The following is a 19,218-nucleotide window of genomic DNA, read 5'->3' on the forward strand; positions in this document are numbered from 1 at the left end:
CCGGTCGAAGTAGTCCACGGACAGCACGAGAATGCCCCTGACCAGCGGTTTCAGGATGACCAGGGGCAGGTGCGGAAGGTCTGGTGGCCCGGTCGGTACGGTCAGGTCAGGCGCAGCGCGGACCAGGCCGCGTGGTCGAGTGCGAGGTGGCGGTCGAGCGTGTCGCGGGCCGGGACAGGGGGGACGTCCTCCCGGGTGCCGAGTGTGGCGGCGGCCATGAGGTGGCCCATACGGAGTCCGTTCGCCGCGGTGCGGCCTTCCAGGAATGCCGCGAGGTAGCCGGCGGCGAAGGCGTCACCGGCTCCGACGGGTTCGACGACCGGGGCGGTGGGGGTGGGGACGAAGGTTTCCTCACCGCCGGCGCCGTACGCCGTGGCTCCGTGCCCGGCGTCCTTGACCACCAGCACTGGACCGGGGCCGAGCAGATCGCGGACTTCCCGGGCCGTGCGGGTGCCCCACAGGGTCTCGGCCTCGTCGCGTCCGACGAACACGAGGTCTGCGCCGCGGGACAGTTCCAGCAGCACGGGAGCGGCCTCGGCCGGGCGGTGCCGCCACAGAGCCGGGCGGTGGTTGACGTCGAAGGAGACGACCGGACCGGGGACGGCCCGTCGGGAGACGATGCGGGTGACCAGTTCGGCGCAGCTGTCCGAGAGCGCGGCGGTGATGCCGGAGAGGTGCAGCACCCGGGCCCGGTGCAGCAGCGGAAGACCCGCCAGACCGGGGTCCATGGCGGCTGCCGCGGAGTCCCGGCGGTAGTAGTACGTGCCGGTTCCCTCGGGACCGGTGTCCTTGAAGTAGACGCCGGTCGGCCGCACCGGGTCCGTCTCGACGGCGGAGACGTCGACACCGCGGGCGGTCAGGTCTTCCAGGACGCGCCGTCCGAGGGGGTCGTCACCCACTCGTCCCAGCCACGCGGCGCTGTGCCCGAGGGCCACGAGAGCGCCGGCCACATTGGACTCGGCTCCGCCCACGGCCAGCGACAGTGCTCTCTGGTGCGCGAGAGGCCGGGCGTCGGCGGGACTGAGAACGGCCATGGTCTCCCCGATGCACACCACGTCGGCTCCGGACTCGGAACCGGAGGGCGTGCGGGGGGAGGTGGGTGGGGTGCGCACGAGGGTTCCTTCTGCGGGTCTCACAAGAAGTGCCGGGACGGGAGGAACGCCCCTCACGTGTCCAGGACACGGTGCAGGAACTGCTGGGTGCGCTGTTCGGCGGGATGGCCGAAGACCTGCTCGGGGGAACCCTGTTCGAGGACGACGCCGCCGTCCATGAACACGACCCGGTCGGCGGTGTCCTTGGCGAAGCGCATCTCGTGGGTGACGACGACCATGGTCATGCCGTCCTCGGCGAGGGAACGCATGACACCGGTGACCTCACCGACGAGCTCCGGGTCGAGGGCGGAGGTCGGTTCGTCGAAGAACATGATCGCGGGGTCCATGGCGAGGGCGCGTGCGATGGCGACGCGCTGCTGCTGGCCTCCGGAGAGCTGTGCGGGGTAGGAGTCGGCCTTGTCGGCGAGCCCGACCCGTTGCAGAGCGGCCCGGCCGCGTTCCCCGGCCTCGGCGCGGGAGAGTTTCCTGACCTTCAGCAGGGCGAGCGTGACGTTGCCCAGCGCGGTCTTGTGGGGGAAGAGGTTGAACTGCTGGAAGACCATCCCGACGTGTCCGAAGATCTCGGGCGCGCGCTTGCGGTCGTGCAGCGGGACACCGCCCACCCACACCTCGCCGCTGTTCGCGCGCTCCAGGTCGCACATGATCCGCAGCAAGGTGCTCTTGCCGGAGCCGCTGGCGCCGATCAGGACGACGACCTCGCCCGGCTCGACGTCGATGTCGACACCCTTGAGGACCTCCAGTGCGCCGAACCGCTTGTGCACGCCGGACAGTGAGATCCGCGCGGCGGTCACCGCCTTCTGCTGGGCGGCGGGGTCGGTGAGCATCATGCGGTGACAGCCTTTCGCTCCATGTGCCGCACGAGCAGCGACAGCGGGTAGCAGATGACGAAGTACAGGACGGAGACGGCGATGTAGGAGGTCGCCGGGTCGCCCACGCGGTCGATGACGGCCTGGCCCTGGCGGACGAGTTCGACGTACCCGATCACCACGGCGATCGAGGTGTCCTTGATGAGGGAGAGGTACTGGCCGACCAGCGGGGGAAGGACGATCGCACGGGTCTGGGGAAGGACGACGCTCAGGAACGTCTGGATGCGGGGCAGGCCCAGGACACGCGCCGCCTCCCATTGGCCGCGGGGCACCGCCTCGATGCCGGACCGGAAGATCTCCGCGATGTAGGCGCCCTGGTAGAGGGTCAGGGCGAGCAGGGCGGCACCGAAGACGGTGATGCCCACCAGGCCCAGGTAGGCCGCGCCGAAGTAGATGAAGAGCATCTGGATCAGCAGCGGGGTACCGCGGAAGACCTCCAGGTAGCCCCGGGCGAGCTGAGCCAGGACCGGGACGCGGCTGGTGCGGACGGCCGCGATGACGAGCCCCAGCAGGGTTCCGGTGGCGATCGCGGCGAGCGACAGCAGGACGGTGGCCCACAGCCCGGAGACGTACAGCTCACGGTTGGACCAGATGACCGACCAACCCATCAGGCCTCCTTCTGGACGGGACGCGCGGGACGCGCCGGGAGCAGACGGCGTACGGCGCTCAGCGGACGGGGCCGCTCCGAGGGACGCAGCGGGGGCTTGAACGCGACCTTCCCGAGGAGTCCCGCCACGAGGACGACCGCGTTGGTGAGGACCAGGTAGAGCACTGCGGCGATACCGAAGACCTGCACGGTCAGCAGGGTGCGGGAGTTGATGACCATGGCCGTGCCGGTCAGTTCGGGCACGGAGATGGCGGACAGCAGCGACGAGCCCAGGATGATCTGGACCAGCTGGTTCACCACCGCGGGGTAGACATTGCGCAGGGCCTGCGGAAGCACCACGTGCGCGAAGGTACGAGGCGGACTCAGGGCCAGTACCCGAGCGGCTTCACGCTGACCGCGGGACACGGCCTGGATGCCGGCACGGAAGATCTCGGTGAGGTACGCGCCGACGTTCACGCCGAGTGCCAGCACGCCGGCCTGCACCGGGCTCAGCCGCAGGCCGGCCGAGGGCAGCGCGAAGTAGGCGACGAACATCTGCAGCAGTACGGGGGTGTTGCGGATGACCTCGACATAGACCGCGGCGGGCGCGCGCAGGATCGCGTAGCGGGATCTGCGGGCCAACGCGCCGATCAGGCCGAGGACGAAGGCGAGCGCGAAAGCTTCCAGGGAGAGTTTCAGGGACAGCCAGGCCGCGTCGAGGTAGGTGGGCCAGTCCCGCAGGGCGTAGCTCCAGTCGACAAACATGGGACTCCTTCCCTGGGGCGGCGGCAGCGGGCCGCCGCCCGACCGGGACTCAGTAGGAAGGGTTGAGCGGGAAGACGCGGTTCACGCCGAACCACTTCTTGTAGAGGGCGTTGGCCTGCCCGGAGGTGTTGAACTCCCGCAGCCACGTGTTGACCCACTGCAGCCAGGTGGCGTCACCCAGCGGAACGCCGATGCCGTTGTACTCCAGAGGCACGACGGAGTCCTTGGTGACCTTGAGGGAGGAGTCCTGCTTGGCCTGGAAGTTGAGGAAGTTGGAGTCCTCGACCATGGCGTCGGCCTGCCCCTGCTTGACGGCGAGCACGGCCGCGGCGGAGGTGTCGTACTCCTGGATCTTGGCCTTGGGGTTGCCGGCCTTGACGGCGTCGCCGTTGGTGGAGCCCTTGGTCACGGCGACCGTCTTGCCCGAGAGGTCCTTGAGAGTGGAGATGCCGCTGGACTTCTTCACCAGCATCACCTCACCCGCGACGATGTAGGGGTCGCTGAAGGCGACCTGCTTCGCCCGCTCGGCCGTGGTGGTGAAGTTGCAGACCACCGCGTCGACCTTCTTGGTCTGCAGGTTGGGGATGCGGTTGGCGGACGTGGTGTCGACGATGTGGACCTTGACGCCGAGCGCGGTGGCCATGGCGGTGGCGACATCGACGTCGAAACCCTGCGGCTTGTTGTTCTTGTCCAACGAGCCGAACGGCGGGAACGTCAGGCAGCTGGCGACGTTGAGGGTGCCGCGCCTGATGACGTCCTGGAGTGTCGAGGACTGCTGGCCGGCAGCTGCGGTGCCGCTGGCGGAGGAGCACGCGGCCAGCGATGCGACAGCGGTCACACCGATACAAATCGCCATCAGGTTGCGAGTACCGTGACGAAATCTCATGCCATGGGTTCCCTTCCGGGAGTTTGAGGGTGAGCCGGGACGGCCGTAGAAGGGGGGGTGATCGTCATCGATCGCCAGCGACGTTCTGCTATGCAAAATCACGTTTCGCATAACGTTGGGGAGAAGCTAGTCCGCTCCCCCTGGGTCGTCAACGGCCGATTTCATCATGTGACATTTCGTTTTGCTATGCAGCACGGTAAGGTGCCGGGCGGGTCCCCGTAGTGGTGGGCCCGCAGGGGCTGATTCGCCTCTCGCAACGCATCCCCGCAGGAGGAACCGGCGTGCCTTCGCCCGACAGCGCGAGCCAGACCCCTGACGTGCCCGGGGCCCGTCGCAACGCCTCGTCGTCCCTGCGACGTGCGCTGAGCATCCTGCAGTACCTGGCCGACGACGACAGCCATCCACAGGGGACCTCGCTCACCGACCTCGCCACCGGGCTCCAGATGAGCAAATCCACCGTGCTGCGACTTGTCGGCCCGCTACGCGAGGCGCGACTGGTGGACCAGGACGCGGGAACCGGCCACTACCGGCTCGGGCCGCAGAACGCCCTGCTCGGACAGCTCTACCTGGAGCGCCTCGACATCCGGCGCACGGCATCGCCGCTGCTCCACCAGCTCGCCCAGGACGTGCGCGAAGCGGTGCACCTGGTCAGCTTCGACCCCCCCGAGATCGTCTACATCGACAAAGTCGAGAGCCCTCAGGCCGTCCGCATGCACTCCCGGGTCGGCGGGCGCCAGCCGGCCTACTGCACGGCCACCGGAAAAGCCTTCCTCGCCCACGCCCCCGACGATGTCGTCGCCGAGGTGGTAGCGGCCGGCATGCCCGCCCGGACACCGGCCACCCTCACCTCGCCCGAGCAACTGCACGCCGAACTCGCCCGCATCCGCGAGCGCGGCTACGCCATCGACGACGTGGAGAACGAACTCGACATCCGCTGCGTGGCCGCACCGGCCTTCGACCACAGGGGGGCCGTCGTCACCGCGGTCAGCATCTCCGGCCCGGCCTCCCGCGTGACGCACGACCGTCTCGAAGAGATCGGAAGGCAAGTCGTCCGGACGACGCAAGCCCTCACCGACCGCCTGGGAGGAATCACTCCGAAACCTCGGTGAACGATTGCGCCCGTCTGCGCAGGTCAGGCCAACGCCCCAAGGTATCCGTCGACTTGGGCACCTACTGAAACCAGTTCTAGTTATAGTGGGCAACGGTCGTGAGCAGTGGCCGTGGCGGTGCGACGGGCGGAGGTCGGATGACGAAGACGTTCGAGCACGGCGGCGGCGTGCGGTCCATAGCGGTGCCGATTCCGGACAACCCCCTCGGCCACACACTGGTGTACGCCGTCGACACCGACCGCGGCCCGGTGCTGATCGACACCGGCTGGGACGACCCGGCGTCCTGGGACACACTCGTGGCGGGCCTGGCCGCGTTGGGCACCCCGGTCTCCGAGGTCCACGGGATCGTCATCACCCACCACCACCCCGACCACCACGGGCTGTCGGGACAGGTGCGGGAGGCCTCCGGCGCGTGGGTCGCGATGCACGAGGCCGACGCGGCGATCGTCCGCCGGACGCGCGGGACCCGCCCGGAGCGCTGGTACACCTACATGGCCGCCAAGCTCACGGCCGCCGGAGCGCCGGAAGCCCATGTGGCCCCCCTTCGGGCCGCGAACCGCCGCACCCTGCCCGGCCTCTCACCCGCCCTGCCCGACCGGGAGATCGTGCCCGGTGAACTCCTCGACCTCCCCGGGCGCCGCCTGCGCGCCCTGTGGACGCCGGGCCACACACCGGGCCACGTCTGCCTGCATCTGGAGGAGGACCACCCGGCCCGACTCCCCGGCCGGGGCAGGCTCTTCTCCGGGGACCACCTGCTCCCGGAGATCACCCCGCACATCGGTCTCTACGAGGACCCGGACGAGGCCACCGTCACCGACCCGCTGGGCGACTACCTGGCTTCGCTGGAGCTGGTGGGCCGGCTCGGCCCGGCCGAGGTCCTCCCCGCCCATCAGCACGCCTTCCCCGACGCGCCCTCCCGGGTACGGCAGTTGCTCGCGCACCACGAGGAACGGCTCGCCGGGCTGCTCACCCTCCTCGCCGAACCGCTCACCCCCTGGCAGGTGGCCGAGCGCATGGAGTGGAACCGCCCTTGGGACCAGATCCCGTACGGATCGAGGAACATCGCGGTGTCGGAGGCGGAGGCCCACCTGCGGCGGCTGGTGAAGCAAGGGCGGGCGGAGGCGGTGGCGGGGAGCGAGCCGGTGGCGTACGTGGCGGTCTGATCCGGTAGTCCGGCCGAGGGCGCTGCTGGTAGACAGGATCATGGACCCTTTGGAGATCCTCTTCGCCGAGCGCGCCTGCGAGCGCGTCATCCACACCTTCGTCCACCGTCTCGACCTCGGTGAACCCGCCTCGGTCGCCGAACTGTTCACCGAGGACGGCACCTGGGAGTGGCCCCCGCCCGGGGACGGGCGGCGGTCCGTGGGCCGTCAGGCGCTGCGTGAGTACTTCGGCTCGCGGCCCGACGACCGGCTCTCCCGCCGGCTGATGTCGAACGTCCTCGTCACCGTCACCTCCCCGGACACCGCGACCGCCGTCTCGTACTTCTCGACGTACCGGGTCGACGGGCACACCGGCGGCATCGTCCCCGCCGGGCCCCCGGTCCAGGTCGGGAACTACGAGGACACCTTCCGCCGGGTGGAGGGCGAGTGGCTGCTGGAGCGCCGGGTCCTCGTGCTGCCCTTCGGCGGCCCCACCACGAACGTCAGTGAGAACCTCAGCGAGTGAGCGTTCGGATCAAGTCCACCGCGTCGTCGAGGAGTTCCACCTCCCGCGCACTCATGGTCGGGTTGGCCGCACGACGTCGCCGCGCCTCCCTCAGGTCCGCGTCCGTGAGTCCTGACGGGTCGGCGAGCAGCGCGGCCAGCAGCTCGCGGGCCGGCTCGGCGAGCGCTTCGTCACCGACGGCGACCTGGGCGAGGATCACCGCGGACATGCCCCAGTCGAGGCCGGGCCGGCCGTCCTCGGCGTTGGTCCAGTCGATCACCCGGGGGCCGTCCGGGGTGAGCATCACGTTGTCGGGGTGCAGGTCCAGGTGCAGGACGCGGGCGTCGGGGTCGGCCGCGTCCCGGCCGGGAACGGCGTGCAGCCGCCGCAGCAGCGCGGCGAGCTCGGCCCCCGCCTGCGCCGCGCCCAGCGAGCCGTCCAGGAGGGCGGTCAGCATCGTGGGCCCGGACAGCCGCTCCATCACCAGGTCGGTGCGCGAGCCGGACGGCCGCACCCGGGGCGCCGGGTAGCCGTGCGCGCGCACGTACGTCATCACCGCCGCCTCGGCGGCCGCGTCGCCCCAGCCGTCCCGGTCGCGGCGCAGCACCCACGCCTCGTCGATCTCGTACACGTCGGCCGACCGCCCCGAACCCAGCAGTTTCCCCGTTGGCAGCATGGCGCGACCCTAGGGCCTGTCCCTTCGCCCATGGCTCACAGCCGCCTCCAAGCCCTCGTCCACCGCCGGGTAGAGTGACCCGGTCGTCATCACACCCGTACGGGGGAAAGCCGGTGCAATTCCGGCGCTGACCCGCAACCGTGAGCCGCCGTAGGCGGTGAGCCGGACTGCCCCGTACGGACGTTGACCGGCTCACGTGCGTCGGCGGCCCGCCGCGCACGGCACCGTCGAGGTCTACGGAGCCGAGCCGCCCGGGGTGTCCCGTGCTGCCCGTGCTCCCCCGCAGGGAGAGGCAGCAGCCCACCATGAACGTCCGCCGCAGCGCCGCGGTCATCGCCGCCGTCGGTGTCATAGCCGCAGCCGCGCCCGCCACGGCCGCGTCGCCGTCGCCCTCCCCGTCGGCGGCGCTCCCGTCCGGGCTGTACGGCGGCACCGACCCCAAGTACGACGGTGTGTGGCGGCAGTCCCTCGCGCTGCTCGCCCAGCGCACGGTCGGCGTCCGGCCCGCCGCCGAGGCCGTCGACTGGCTGGTCGGGCAGCAGTGCGCCGACGGAGGCTTCGCCGCCTACCGTCCGGATCCCGCCAAGTCGTGCGAGGCGACCAAGGCCCTGGCCGACACCAACAGCACGGCCGCCGCCGTACAGGCCCTGCACGCGCTCGGCGGGCACGACGGCGAGGTCCGCAAGGCCGTGGTCTGGCTGAAGAAGACGCAGAACAAGGACGGCGGCTGGCCCTACACGCCGGGCTCGCCCAGCGACACCAACTCCACCTCCGTGGTCGTCGGCGCGCTCGCGGCGGCCGGCGAGGACCCTCTGAAGCTGCGCAACAACGGCAGGACCCCTGCCGACCTGCTCGCCAGGTGGTCCATCCCCTGCGACGAGGACGGCGGCGGCGCCCTCGCCTACCAGCCGGACAAGAAGGGCAAGTTGTCGGCCAACGCGGACGCGACGGCGGCCGGTGTGCTGGGCGCGCTGGGCAAGGGCTTCGTGGCGGAGGCCGGGAAGGCGCCGGAGGAGGGCTACGTCTGCGCCAACTCGGACAAGCCGCTCACCCCGTCGGAGATCGCCCGCAACGGCGCCGCGTACCTGTCGGACCAGACGCACGACACCGGCCACCTCACCTCCAGCCTCCCCGGCGCGAAACCACAGCCCGACTACGGCAACACCGCGGACGCGGTCGTCGCCCTGGCCGCGCAGGGCTGGGCGAATCAGGCGCGCAGGCCTTACGCCTGGCTGGAGCGGAACGCGGCGCAGTGGGCGAAGCAGAGCGGCCCCGCCGCCTACGCCGAACTGATCCTCGCCGCGCACGCGATGGGCGCCGACCCGCGCGACTTCGGCGGTACGGACCTGGTGCGGGCGCTCGACGCGACGGGACCGGCGCCGCGGGCGGTCAAGGCCCGGGCGACCGGTGGTGAGACCAGGCCGGCGAAGCACGACTCGGGCACGGGCGTGTGGTGGATCGTCGGCACCGGTCTCGTCGCGGGCGTCGGCATCGGCTTCCTGCTCAGCGGCCGCCGCAGGAGGCAGCAGCCGTGACCCTCGTCCGCCGTGCCGGGGCGCTGCTCCTGGCCGCCCTCCTGTGCGGGGCGTCCGCGGGGCAGGCACAGGCCACCGGCTACCGCTACTGGTCCTTCTGGGAACGCACCGGCACCCACTGGACGTACGCCACGCAGGGCCCGTCGGCCGAGCGTCCCGCCGACGGCGACGTCCAGGGCTTCCGGTTCTCGGTGAGCGAGGACTCCGCCACCGCGCGGCGTCCGCGCGGCACCGCGGACTTCGACGCGATCTGCGGCGAGTCGCCCGCCCGGCCGGGCAGGAAGCGCATCGCGCTGGTCCTGGACTTCGGCACGTCCTCCGACGCGCCCTCCGGCGAGACCCCGCCCGCCCGCCGGACGGCCTGCGCGGCGGTCTCCGCCGACGGGACGACGGCGGACGCGCTGGCCGCCGTGGCGGGACCGCTGAGGTACGACGCGAACGCGCTGCTGTGTGCGATCGCCGGGTATCCCCGCAAGGGGTGCGGGGAGCAGGTGGCGGCCGGAAAAGCGGCTGGGAAACCGGCCGGCAAGCCTGCCGGGAGCGAGTCGGGGCACGGGCCGTCGGTGGGTCTGCCGGTGGGCGTGGGCGCGGTCGTGCTGCTGGGCGCGGCGGCGATATGGCGGGCCAGGCGCCGTGGCCGCGCGTAGCGCCCCCGCCCTGCACCCCGGGGCCTGGTGGCTCTGGTCGCTGGGCCTGGGCACCGCGGCGACCCGCACCACCAATCCCCTGCTCCTGGCGCTGCTCATGGCGGCGTCCGGCTATGTGGTGGCCACCCACCGCGGCACCGCTCCCTGGGCCCGTTCCTACGGCGCCTTCGCCAGGCTCGCCCTGGCCGTCCTCGTCATCCGCCTGGTGTTCGCGGTGGCGCTCGGCTCCCCCGTGCCCGGCACGCACGTACTCGTGAGTCTCCCCGAAGTCCCGCTCCCGCACTGGGCGCAGGGCATCCGGCTGGGCGGCGCGGTCACCGCCGAGGGAGTGCTGTTCGCGGTGTACGACGGTCTGAAGCTGGCCACGCTGCTGGTCTGCGTCGGCGCGGCGAACGCCCTCGCGAACCCGGCCCGTCTGCTCAAGTCCCTGCCCGGCGCGCTGTACGAGACGGGTGTGGCCGTGGTCGTCGCCCTCACCTTCGCGCCGAACCTGATCGCCGACGTGCAGCGGCTGCGTGCCGCCCGCCGGCTGCGCGGCCGTCCCGACCGAGGCGTCCGGGGTCTGCTGCAGGTGGGACTGCCGGTGCTGGAAGGCGCGTTGGAGCGGTCCGTCGCGCTCGCCGCCGCGATGGACGCCCGCGGTTACGGCCGCAGCGCCGACGTCCCCGCCCGGATCCGCCGTACGACCGCCGCCCTCACCCTGGGCGGTCTGCTGGGCGTCTGCGCGGGCACGTACGGGCTGCTCACCGCCGAGGGCGGCACGTACGGGCTGCCGGTCCTGCTGGCCTCGGTCGTCCTCGCGCTCCTGGGCCTGCGCCTCGGGGGCCGCCGTACCCTGCGCACCCGCTACCGCCCGGACGCCTGGAACGCGCGCGCCTGGCTGGTCGCCGCGTCCGGCGCCGCCGTCGCCGCGCTGCTGGCCCTCGCCTCCGTACGAGACCCGGACGCCCTGCATCCGGGTGTCGTACCGCTGACCGCGCCCGGGCTTCCCGTGTGGCCCGCGGCCGCGGTACTCCTGGCCCTGCTCCCCGCCTTCGTCGTCCCCGAGGAGTCGTCGTGATCCGTTTCGAGGATGTCTCCGTGACGTACGACGGGGCGGCCGAACCAACCGTGCGGGGTGTGGACTTCGAGGTGCCCGAGGGTGAACTCGTGCTGCTCGTCGGCCCGTCGGGGGTGGGCAAGTCCACCGTGCTGGGGGCGGTGAGCGGGCTGGTCCCGCACTTCACCGGCGGCACCCTGCGCGGCCGGGTCACGGTCGCCGGCCGGGACACCCGTACCCACAAGCCGCGGGAACTCGCCGACGTGGTGGGCACGGTGGGCCAGGATCCGCTCGCGCACTTCGTCACCGACACCGTGGAGGACGAACTCGCCTACGGCATGGAGTCGTTGGGCCTCGCCCCGGAGGTGATGCGGCGCCGTGTCGAGGAGACCCTCGACCTGCTCGGGCTGGCCGGTCTGCGGGACCGGCCCATCGCCGAACTCTCCGGCGGGCAGCGGCAGCGGGTCGCCATCGGTTCGGTCCTCACCCCGCACCCCAGGGTCCTCGTCCTCGACGAACCGACCTCGGCGCTCGACCCGGCCGCCGCGGAGGAGGTCCTCGCCGTCCTGCAGCGGCTCGTCCACGACCTCGGTACGACCGTCCTGCTGGCCGAACACCGCCTGGAACGCGTCGTCCAGTACGCCGACCGGGTCGCGCTGCTGCCCGCCCCCGGCGCCGCCCCGCTGGTCGGCACCCCGGCCGAGATGATGGCCGTGTCCCCGGTCTGCCCGCCGGTGGTGGACCTCGGCCGCCTGGCGGACTGGTCCCCGCTGCCGCTGACGGTGCGGGACGCACGCCGCCGGGCGGACGGGCTGCGGGACCGGCTCACCGGGCGGGGCACACCGCCCGGTGCGACACCGGCCGCCCCGGCCCCCGCTCCCCGGCCGGCCGCCGCCCGCCGCCGTCCGTTCCGGCGTGCCCCCGAGGAGACGGCGCCCGCCACGGCCGCCGAAGTCCGCTCCCTGGCCGTCCGCCGGGGCCGCGTCGAGGCGCTCCGGCAGGTTGACCTCACCATCGCCCCCGGCGAGACGGTCGCCCTCATGGGCCGCAACGGCGCCGGGAAGTCCACCCTGCTGTCCGCACTGGTGGGCCTGGTCGCGCCGTCCGCCGGAGCGGTGCGCGTCGGCGGAGCCGTCCCGCACCGCACCCCGCCGCGCGAGCTGGTGCGCCGGGTCGGCCTGGTCCCGCAGGAGCCGCGGGACCTGCTGTACGCCGACACGGTCGGCGCGGAGTGCGCGGCGGCCGACCGGGACGCGGGCGCCGCGCCGGGCACCTGCCGTGCACTGGTGTCGGAGCTGCTGCCGGGCGTCGGCGACGACACCCACCCGCGGGATCTCTCCGAGGGCCAGCGGCTGGCCCTGGCCCTGGCCGTCGTGCTGGCCGCCCGGCCGCCGCTGCTCCTGCTGGACGAGCCGACCCGGGGTCTGGACTACGCGGCGAAGGCCCGCCTGGTCACGGTGTTGCGCGGCCTCGCGGCCGAGGGCCACGCCATCGTGCTGGCCACGCACGACGTGGAGCTGGCCGCCGAGATCGCCCACCGGGTCGTGCTGCTCGCCGACGGTGAGGTGATCGCCGACGGACCGACGGCCGACATCGTCGTCTCCTCCCCGTCCTTCGCACCCCAGGTGACCAAGATCCTGGCTCCGCAGCGCTGGCTCACGGTCGCCCAGGTCCGGCAGGCGCTCGCATGACCCGCCGGCCCCGCCCCGTCCGCCTCGGCCCCCGCTCGCTGACCGCACTCGTCCTGGTCGGCGCGGTCGGTGTCGTCGCCTTCGGCTGGCCCTTCCTGGCCCCGCCCACCTCCCGGCTCGGCGCCCACGCCCAGGACGCGCCCTGGCTCTTCGCCGGGCTGCTCGTGCTCCTCGTCGCCGTGGTCGCGGCGACGATCTCCGAGTCGGGCCTCGGACCGAAGGCCGTGGCCATGCTGGGGGTGCTGGCCGCGACCGGCGCCGCGTTGCGGCCGATCGGCGCGGGCACCGCCGGCATCGAGCCGATGTTCTTCCTCATGGTGCTCAGCGGGCGCGTGCTCGGCCCGGGTTTCGGGTTCGTCCTCGGCTCGGTCACCATGTTCGCGTCCGCCCTGCTCACGGGCGGGGTGGGCCCGTGGATGCCGTTCCAGATGCTCGCCATGGGGTGGTTCACGATGGGCGCCGGTCTGCTGCCGGGCCCGGACCGGCTGCGCGGCCGGGCCGAACTCGCCCTGCTGTCCGCCTACGGCTGCCTGGCCGCGCTCGCCTACGGCACGGTGATGAACCTGGCGGGCTGGCCCTTCATGAGCGCACTCGCCTCGGGCATCGCCTTCGACCCGCACGCCGCCGTCCCCACGAACCTGGCCCGCTTCCTCGCGTACTGCCTGGCCACCTCCCTCGGCTGGGACCTGGGCCGGGCGGTCTGCACGCTCGTCCTGACCCTGGCGCTCGGCCCGGCGGTCCTGCGGGCGCTGCGCCGGGCCACGCGCCGCGCGGCGTTCGAGAGCGCGGTCACATTCGACGTGCCCCAGGGGTGAAGCGCCCCACATGACGCACATCACCTACGAGGCGACACCGTAGTGCGACTTGTCCGGTATGTCCACAAGTACACCCGCTCCGACCTGCACTTCGCGGGTCGGCCGGCACGGCATCCCCCTCACCCGCATCCGGCCACAACTAGTAAAAGGGGTAATTGCGGACAACTTTCGTGCCTGTTTCTCTTGAGCGGTCGCCGGGCCCGTGCTCGGCGCACCTCCTGTCCCCGTCCGAAGAGGTACTCCGTGTCCGTCTCCGTCATCCGTCGCATCGCTTCCCCCAAGAAGTCCCTCACCTCCGCCGCCGTGGCCGCCGCCACCGCCGGCCTGGTGCTGACCTCGGCCCCGGCGCACGCGGCGACCGCCACCGCGCCCGCGCAGGCCCAGGCGATCGCGCACAAGATGATCCCGGACGCGGCGCAGTTCAAGGCCTTCAGCAGCATCGTCGAGCGCGAGAGCGGCTGGAACGTCAGCGCCACCAACTCCTCCTCCGGCGCCTACGGCCTCGTCCAGGCCCTGCCGGGCTCGAAGATGGCCTCGGCCGGCTCCGACTGGAAGACCAACGCCGCCACCCAGATCAAGTGGGGCCTGGACTACATGAAGTCCCGCTACGGCAGCCCGGCCGCCGCCTGGAAGTTCTGGCAGGCCAACGGCTGGTACTGAGCCGCCTCACCGACCGGCCGCTTCCCGCCCCGGCATGCGCGCACCCCCGTCCACTCCGGCGGGGGTGCGCGCGTCCGTCCGGACGTCACCCGTGGTCCACTGGGACCGCCCTGCCCATCGGGCCGACCGGAGGACACATGACGGCGCGGATTCGGACCGCGGACCCCGAGCGGCGCGGAGTGCGCCTGGTGGCCGTGCTGCTGGCGCTGACCGTGGTGAGCGGGCTGATCGACGCGGTGAGTTATCTCGGTCTCGGCCATGTGTTCACCGCCAACATGACCGGCAACGTGGTCGTGATCGGCTTCGCCGCGGCGGGCGCACCCGGCTTCTCGGTGCCGCACACGGCGACCTCCCTGGGCTGTTTCCTGGTCGGCGCCGTGGCGGGCGGTCGCCTCGCGGCGCGCTACGGCCGCGGCCCGCGCCGGACCTGGGCCCGGGTGATGCTCGGCGGCGAGGCGGTGTTCATGGGCATCGCGGCGGCCGTCGCCTTCCTGGCCCCCAGAGGCACGACGTACGCGCTGATCGCCCTCACCGCCTTCGCCATGGGCCTGCGCAACGCGACCGTGCGCAAGCTGGGCGTGCCCGACCTGACGACCACCGTCCTGACCATGACCCTGACCGGCCTGGCCTCCGACTCCCCCGCCGGCGACGGCTCCGGCCACCGCCACCCGCGCCGCACCGCCTCCGTGATCGCGATGGCCCTGGGCGCGGCGCTCGGCGCGTGGCTGGTCCTCCATCACGGGCTGGGCGTGCCACTGCTGGTCGCGGCGCTGGTGGCGGGGGTGCTGGCGGTGGTGACTTCGGGGCGGGAGTAGGAACCGGGCGCTGCCGGCAGGACGACCAGGGCTCTCGGCCGGCGCGCCGGGACGGCCCGCGGACACCACCCGGCTTCCCGCCGGCCGCGGCACCGGTTGCGGATCCCGCGCAATGCCTCGCGGACGCGTGCAACCCCGGACGCTCCGGTTTCCGTGTAGGACGTAGGCAGAGGCGGACTTGTATCGGTCATGTGATGCGGGTGGCGCCTGAAGGCGTGAGACGAGGAAGAGCGTGACCGATCATCTCCGCGAGACCGACTTCCGTACGTGGGTGCTCCAACACCGTGCGCGCCTGCGGACGACGGCGTTTTTGCTCTGCGGTGACTGGTACCTCGCCGACGACCTCGTCCAGGACGCGTTAGGGCGGCTGTATTCGAGGTGGGGGAAGGTGGTGGCGGCCGGTGATCCGCGTGCGTACGTCCGACGGATCCTCTGCAATCTGCACAACGACCATCTGCGTCGACCGGCAAGACGTGAGATCAGCGAGGCGGATGTCACCACACTGCGCCCGCATCCGCACACCAGCCCGGATGAGCATGACGACGAGCTGATCGCCGCCCTGCTGACGATTCCGACCGGTCAGCGGACCGTACTCGTGCTGCGCTTCTTCGAGGATCTGTCCGTCGAGCAGACCGCAGCCGCGCTCAGGACGAGTACCGGCAACGTCAAGAGCCAGACGAGCCGCGGCCTGGAGGCGCTGCGCGCCGCGTTGCGGACGCGCACGGCAGGGACCGCATGACCGCCAAGTTTCGAGGAGGATCGTGAAACACGACCAGACGCCGGAAGATCTCGCCGCGCGTATCGCGTCCCTCAGCATCAGCGCTCCGGCCGATCACATCGACGTGGACGCCGCCGTCCGCGCGGGGACCAGGCGGCGCCGTCGCCGGCACCTCGCCGTCGCCGGCGTCGTCGCCGGTGTCGTGGCAGTCGCCGGATCGGCGGCGGTCGCGACGCAGGCAGGTCACGACAGGAGCAACACCATGGCCACTCCCCGTTTCGGCAGCGCCTCCGTGACCGCCCAGGACCTCGGCGGGCGCTGGACCGCCGTTCGGGTCGACGGTCGCGATGTCACGTCGTGGCGCGACGCCGGCGGTATCCCGGCGAACCTTGTCATCGGGGCGGACGGCGCGCCGAACGGATGGCAGGTGAACCGGGCCTGCGGTCCGCTGGTCGGCGGCAGCTTCACCCTGCACGCGGACGGCTCGTTCACCGCCACGTTGCCGCCGCCGGGATTCCAGTCCTGTCCGATGCTCAGCACACAGCCCCCCGACCTAATGGACGCGGTCGCGCGCACCGCGTACGTCGCCGTGGCGGAGCCGGCCGACTCCGCCACCCGCACGCTGCGGTTCCTGGACAGCCGCAGGCGGCTCGTCGCCTTGTGGCGCGAGGACGCCACGATCGGATCAGGCGCCGCCTTGTGCAAGAAGGTGCTCGGCCGGGGGGCTACGTCCGACGGCACCTTCACCACCGTCGAACGGATCCGCACCAAGCACCTGGCCGGGGCGGAGACCAGGTCCGAGGACGTGCTGCCCGGCGTTCCCGGCGGCAGCGTCGCCGTGTACTGCTCGGCCACGGAGGCAGGTTCGCCCGCCAGGTACGCCGTCACGGCCGACGCTCACAAGGTGAGGCTCCGCTCGGCCGGCTGAGCGGACTGTCGCCGGGAGCCTACGACGGCTCCCGGCGACAGCGCCGGTTCGGCACGCCCGTGCCGGCTAGGAGCAGCGCTTCCAGGTCTGGTAGAAGGCACTGGAGCTGGAGCGTTTGTCGGTGAACAGGGCGGGATCGGACGAACGTCCGTTGGTCGTCAGCCGTACCTCGGTGTTGGGCAGCTTGAACAGATCCTTGAAGGTGCTGCCGTACTTGGCACCGGCGGCACTGAACGTCTGCTTGCTGAACTTGCGGAGCTTGAAGCCATACGGCCGCTCCGTGATGTAGTCCGCGGTCGACCCGTCGTAGTAGCTGGAGAGGCCGGACACATTGACGGGTGACCAGCCGGACCGGGCGGTCCGGTCGTACCAGTGGAACCCGACCTTTCCGGAGCTGTAGCTCATGTACTGCGAGATGACGTGGCCGGTCTTCGACGTGTGCCCGATGTAGACGGGCGGGTTCTGGTGCGCGGAGTTCAGGTACTCGTACCACAGCGAGGCGCCCTGGGTGGTCGAGCCCACCGACGAGCCCGAGGCGAAGCCTTGCTGGATCAGCTTGCTGGAGCCGCGGAAGCCTCCGAGCCCGATCCACGGCGCCGCCAGAGTTCTGTTGTCGGCACCGCAGTTGGTGTAGTACGTGGGGATGTTCTGGTCGTTGTAGACCTGGTTGTAGTTGGAGTGTCCGTTGGCGACGTACCCGCCCCAGTTGTTGCTGTAGGTGGTGAACCGCAGCGCCGACTTGCCGGACGCCCCGAGGCACGGCACCGACGGAACGGTCTCCCGGTAGTCCTTGTACCTGTTGCGCCAGGCCGCCAGCGCCTTCGGGTTGTCCGGGGCGTCGAAGCCGAAGGCTCGCGCCGTCGCCGGCGCCGCTGTCTGCGGCCGGAAACCCTGGGGCGGCACGATCGTCGACATGGTCGCGCCACCCGGCAGACGGTACGTCAGTTCCTTGCCGGCCGCGGCACGCACGGCCTTGGCGGCGGTCGGTGACACCGTCCTTCCGTCCGCGCCGACCAGCCTTGTCTTGGTGGCGCTGAGCATCTTGCATCCGGTGGCCGGCGTGGAACCAGCCACCGAGGCGGCGTTCGCGGGCGACGCGGGAACCGCCACGTAAGCGGCGGCCGCCACCGCCATGGAGCTTGTTGCGATCAAAGCTTTCCGTACACGCGAGCTCGTGCTTGTCCGCAAGGACTTCATGCTTCTCCTTCGGTGCGGGAAAGGGAAGGACACAGCGGCCGCGACGCGTCCGCGCCGTAGCCGATGTCGACAGGGACCAGCCCGGCGTGACACACGCGCCTTTCGGCGGAAGCCCGCGTGTGGTCATGGCACTGGCGGTCGAACGTCTATGACGGTTACGACCTCACGGCTGGAATCCCCGTGCTTCCCAAGCCCATACCGACGATGAACAGACTGTTCACGCCACCCAACCCCCGTCGTGGTGCATGACATTCAGCGCCCTGAGGTGACTCGTGGGAGCCATGCGCTGCATGCAGCCTAGGCGACGGAAGTCGAACGTGTGACTGATTTTCAGGCAGTCTGTGACACCCGACGAGCCCCAGGCCCTCACGGTCTTCCTGTCCCGGACGTCCACCACTGGGGCCTGAGCGGCACCTCACCCGCGCTTCCCGCTCCGCCCGGTGCCCTGCGGCGGTCGCGGCGGTTGCCGGACCTTGCGGTTGCCTCCCGCGCCCTGCTGCTTCTGCCGCTGCCCGCCGGTGGGTCGGCCGGTGCGGTTCCTGCCGGTGCGGTGACGTCCTTCGGCTCGGTTCATGATCTGGGTGATGGTCTCCCACGCCGCCTCCGGACAGTCGCCCTGCGGGGTCGACTTCAGGAAGTTGCCGTAGGGGACCCGGCGGGGCGGCAGGGCGACCTCCAGCCAGTGCTCGCGCTCGGTGTGGTCCCAGCCGTCGTTCGGGAAGGGGATGTGGTCCCACCGACCGGTCTTGTCCTGGCTGGTGATCTGCATGACCTCGGCGTACGAGGCGCGGTTCCCCACGACGACGCAGTAGTGCCGGAGCGTGTCGGTCTCGTCCTCGCGCTTCGGGATGTGGGCCAGCCAGATCTCCCCGGGCCACGGGCGGCGCTCTTCCCGGTCGGTGCCGCGCGGATGGTCCGTGCCGGGGCGTGGGCCGTGGATCACCACCGGCGGATCGTTGCGCCGGCACCACCAGCGGATGGCGTGGAAGGTGATCGCCACGGCGAACGCGGCGGCCACCGTCTCCAGCGTGGCGGTGAACGACCACGGCAGCTCGGTGGGCGAGCCGGCGCCTCCGGTGGGGTGGGCCCGCAACTGCGCGGTGAGCGACCGGTTGACGCGCGTGGCGCCCCAGGCCGCCAGCGCGGCGGCACCGGAGAGCAGCGCGGTGTGCGGCAGCAGCCACAGCGGCTTCGGCCGGCGGCGTCCCTGGGCGGCCCGGGCGAGGGCGAGCACCACCAGCGCGGACACCGTCCACAGGCCGACGTCCTGGAGGGGCGTCGTGGTGCGCGGTCCGTGCTTCTGGTCGGCGAGCAGCGCGGGCAGGGTGATCGGCAGCAGCAGCACGTAGCCGACGACCGGCCAGCCGAGGAGGAGCCCGAGGCAGCCACCGCATCCGCAGCCAGGTGTGTTCGATCGCCGTGCCATGCCTGTTCCCCCGAGCGCCGTACCGTTCCGGTGACGATAGCGGCGGGTTGGCGGGGATGTCCGGGAAACGGACCGAGTGAGTCAGACGTTCGACACGAGG

The 19,218-nt window shown here is 71.8% G+C and carries 20 protein-coding genes; 12 read left to right on the top strand and 8 right to left on the bottom strand.

The genetic code is table 11. The features are described 5' to 3' along the window. Window positions 1-101: 101 nt before the first annotated feature. From ACWC21_RS34400 to ACWC21_RS34420, 5 genes are read right to left on the bottom strand one after another with little or no spacing between them, the layout of a single operon-like run. A complete protein-coding gene (locus ACWC21_RS34400; RefSeq protein WP_450887689.1) occupies window positions 102-1,112 on the bottom strand; it encodes a sugar kinase in 1,011 nt (336 codons plus the stop codon). A 53-nt stretch (window positions 1,113-1,165) separates the two neighbouring features. After that, window positions 1,166-1,936, bottom strand: a complete 771-nt coding sequence (locus ACWC21_RS34405) for an amino acid ABC transporter ATP-binding protein (protein ID WP_450887791.1) — start codon at window positions 1,934-1,936, stop codon at window positions 1,166-1,168. Continuing rightward, window positions 1,936-2,586 (bottom strand): amino acid ABC transporter permease, encoded by a 651-nt coding sequence (locus ACWC21_RS34410; protein WP_450887691.1) that lies wholly within the window; start codon window positions 2,584-2,586, stop codon window positions 1,936-1,938. The genes ACWC21_RS34405 and ACWC21_RS34410 overlap by 1 nt, the downstream gene beginning before the upstream one ends. Then, the gene (locus tag ACWC21_RS34415; RefSeq protein ID WP_450887693.1) at window positions 2,586-3,329 is read right to left on the bottom strand and encodes an amino acid ABC transporter permease; all 744 of its coding nucleotides are present in this window, start codon (window positions 3,327-3,329) and stop codon (window positions 2,586-2,588) included. Before ACWC21_RS34415 ends, ACWC21_RS34410 begins: the two co-directional genes overlap by 1 nt. Window positions 3,330-3,378: 49 nt before the next feature. Next, complete coding sequence (locus tag ACWC21_RS34420; RefSeq protein ID WP_450887695.1) at window positions 3,379-4,167, bottom strand: ABC transporter substrate-binding protein; 789 nt, start codon at window positions 4,165-4,167, stop codon at window positions 3,379-3,381. 329 nt (window positions 4,168-4,496) lie between these two features. On the opposite strand from ACWC21_RS34420, the gene ACWC21_RS34425 reads away from it, so the two are divergent. From ACWC21_RS34425 to ACWC21_RS34435, 3 genes are all read left to right on the top strand, one after another. Next, window positions 4,497-5,324: an IclR family transcriptional regulator gene (locus tag ACWC21_RS34425; RefSeq protein WP_450887697.1), complete on the top strand. Its 828-nt coding sequence runs from the start codon at window positions 4,497-4,499 to the stop codon at window positions 5,322-5,324. A gap of 137 nt (window positions 5,325-5,461) precedes the next feature. After that, window positions 5,462-6,487: an MBL fold metallo-hydrolase gene (locus tag ACWC21_RS34430; RefSeq protein ID WP_450887699.1), complete on the top strand. Its 1,026-nt coding sequence runs from the start codon at window positions 5,462-5,464 to the stop codon at window positions 6,485-6,487. A gap of 40 nt (window positions 6,488-6,527) precedes the next feature. Next, window positions 6,528-6,992 carry a nuclear transport factor 2 family protein gene (locus ACWC21_RS34435; protein ID WP_450887701.1) on the top strand — a complete coding sequence of 155 codons (465 nt, stop codon included), beginning with the start codon at window positions 6,528-6,530 and terminating at the stop codon, window positions 6,990-6,992. Here the strand turns inward: ACWC21_RS34435 and ACWC21_RS34440 are convergent. Beyond that, entirely contained in the window at window positions 6,982-7,647 is a 666-nt protein-coding gene (locus ACWC21_RS34440) for a phosphotransferase (RefSeq protein ID WP_450887703.1), read from the bottom strand. The genes ACWC21_RS34435 and ACWC21_RS34440 overlap by 11 nt on opposite strands. A 305-nt stretch (window positions 7,648-7,952) precedes the next feature. On the opposite strand from ACWC21_RS34440, the gene ACWC21_RS34445 reads away from it, so the two are divergent. The 9 genes from ACWC21_RS34445 to ACWC21_RS34485 all read left to right on the top strand — a co-directional run bounded on the left by ACWC21_RS34445 (window position 7,953) and on the right by ACWC21_RS34485 (window position 16,495). Next, window positions 7,953-9,182 (top strand): prenyltransferase/squalene oxidase repeat-containing protein, encoded by a 1,230-nt coding sequence (locus tag ACWC21_RS34445; protein ID WP_450887793.1) that lies wholly within the window; start codon window positions 7,953-7,955, stop codon window positions 9,180-9,182. Further along, entirely contained in the window at window positions 9,179-9,829 is a 651-nt protein-coding gene (locus ACWC21_RS34450; protein WP_450887705.1) for an SCO2322 family protein, read from the top strand. Before ACWC21_RS34445 ends, ACWC21_RS34450 begins: the two co-directional genes overlap by 4 nt. Continuing rightward, a complete protein-coding gene (locus ACWC21_RS34455; RefSeq protein WP_450887706.1) occupies window positions 9,816-10,889 on the top strand; it encodes a CbiQ family ECF transporter T component in 1,074 nt (357 codons plus the stop codon). Before ACWC21_RS34450 ends, ACWC21_RS34455 begins: the two co-directional genes overlap by 14 nt. Further along, entirely contained in the window at window positions 10,886-12,559 is a 1,674-nt protein-coding gene (locus ACWC21_RS34460) for an ABC transporter ATP-binding protein (RefSeq protein WP_450887708.1), read from the top strand. The genes ACWC21_RS34455 and ACWC21_RS34460 overlap by 4 nt, the downstream gene beginning before the upstream one ends. Next, window positions 12,556-13,374 carry an ECF transporter S component gene (locus tag ACWC21_RS34465; protein WP_450887710.1) on the top strand — a complete coding sequence of 273 codons (819 nt, stop codon included), beginning with the start codon at window positions 12,556-12,558 and terminating at the stop codon, window positions 13,372-13,374. The genes ACWC21_RS34460 and ACWC21_RS34465 overlap by 4 nt, the downstream gene beginning before the upstream one ends. Window positions 13,375-13,617: 243 nt before the next feature. Continuing rightward, window positions 13,618-14,034: an aggregation-promoting factor C-terminal-like domain-containing protein gene (locus tag ACWC21_RS34470; protein WP_450887711.1), complete on the top strand. Its 417-nt coding sequence runs from the start codon at window positions 13,618-13,620 to the stop codon at window positions 14,032-14,034. Between the two features lie 137 nt (window positions 14,035-14,171). Beyond that, window positions 14,172-14,849: a YoaK family protein gene (locus ACWC21_RS34475; protein ID WP_450887713.1), complete on the top strand. Its 678-nt coding sequence runs from the start codon at window positions 14,172-14,174 to the stop codon at window positions 14,847-14,849. A gap of 232 nt (window positions 14,850-15,081) precedes the next feature. Then, the gene (locus ACWC21_RS34480; protein WP_450887715.1) at window positions 15,082-15,588 is read left to right on the top strand and encodes an RNA polymerase sigma factor; all 507 of its coding nucleotides are present in this window, start codon (window positions 15,082-15,084) and stop codon (window positions 15,586-15,588) included. Window positions 15,589-15,610: 22 nt separating this feature from the next. Then, window positions 15,611-16,495, top strand: coding sequence for a hypothetical protein (locus ACWC21_RS34485; RefSeq protein ID WP_450887717.1), 885 nt, complete (start codon window positions 15,611-15,613; stop codon window positions 16,493-16,495). Window positions 16,496-16,561: 66 nt separating this feature from the next. On the opposite strand, the gene ACWC21_RS34490 is transcribed toward ACWC21_RS34485, so the two are convergent. Beyond that, window positions 16,562-17,647, bottom strand: a complete 1,086-nt coding sequence (locus tag ACWC21_RS34490; protein ID WP_450887719.1) for a G1 family glutamic endopeptidase — start codon at window positions 17,645-17,647, stop codon at window positions 16,562-16,564. Between the two features lie 460 nt (window positions 17,648-18,107). Continuing rightward, the gene (locus tag ACWC21_RS34495; RefSeq protein WP_450887721.1) at window positions 18,108-19,118 is read right to left on the bottom strand and encodes a hypothetical protein; all 1,011 of its coding nucleotides are present in this window, start codon (window positions 19,116-19,118) and stop codon (window positions 18,108-18,110) included. Between the last annotated feature and the right edge of the window lie 100 nt (window positions 19,119-19,218).

The sequence above is a fragment of the Streptomyces sp. NPDC001348 genome (assembly GCF_053597535.1).

Excerpts from the sequence above, each read along its gene's own strand:
- ACWC21_RS34475 (WP_450887713.1), top strand. The coding sequence starts at position 14,172 with ATGACGGCGCGGATTCGGACCGCGGACCCCGAGCGGCGCGGAGTGCGC.
- ACWC21_RS34495 (WP_450887721.1), bottom strand. The coding sequence starts at position 19,118 with ATGGCACGGCGATCGAACACACCTGGCTGCGGATGCGGTGGCTGCCTC.
- ACWC21_RS34440 (WP_450887703.1), bottom strand. The coding sequence starts at position 7,647 with ATGCTGCCAACGGGGAAACTGCTGGGTTCGGGGCGGTCGGCCGACGTG.
- ACWC21_RS34430 (WP_450887699.1), top strand. The coding sequence starts at position 5,462 with ATGACGAAGACGTTCGAGCACGGCGGCGGCGTGCGGTCCATAGCGGTG.
- ACWC21_RS34435 (WP_450887701.1), top strand. The coding sequence starts at position 6,528 with ATGGACCCTTTGGAGATCCTCTTCGCCGAGCGCGCCTGCGAGCGCGTC.
- ACWC21_RS34465 (WP_450887710.1), top strand. The coding sequence starts at position 12,556 with ATGACCCGCCGGCCCCGCCCCGTCCGCCTCGGCCCCCGCTCGCTGACC.
- ACWC21_RS34410 (WP_450887691.1), bottom strand. The coding sequence starts at position 2,586 with ATGGGTTGGTCGGTCATCTGGTCCAACCGTGAGCTGTACGTCTCCGGG.
- ACWC21_RS34405 (WP_450887791.1), bottom strand. The coding sequence starts at position 1,936 with ATGCTCACCGACCCCGCCGCCCAGCAGAAGGCGGTGACCGCCGCGCGG.
- ACWC21_RS34445 (WP_450887793.1), top strand. The coding sequence starts at position 7,953 with ATGAACGTCCGCCGCAGCGCCGCGGTCATCGCCGCCGTCGGTGTCATA.
- ACWC21_RS34415 (WP_450887693.1), bottom strand. The coding sequence starts at position 3,329 with ATGTTTGTCGACTGGAGCTACGCCCTGCGGGACTGGCCCACCTACCTC.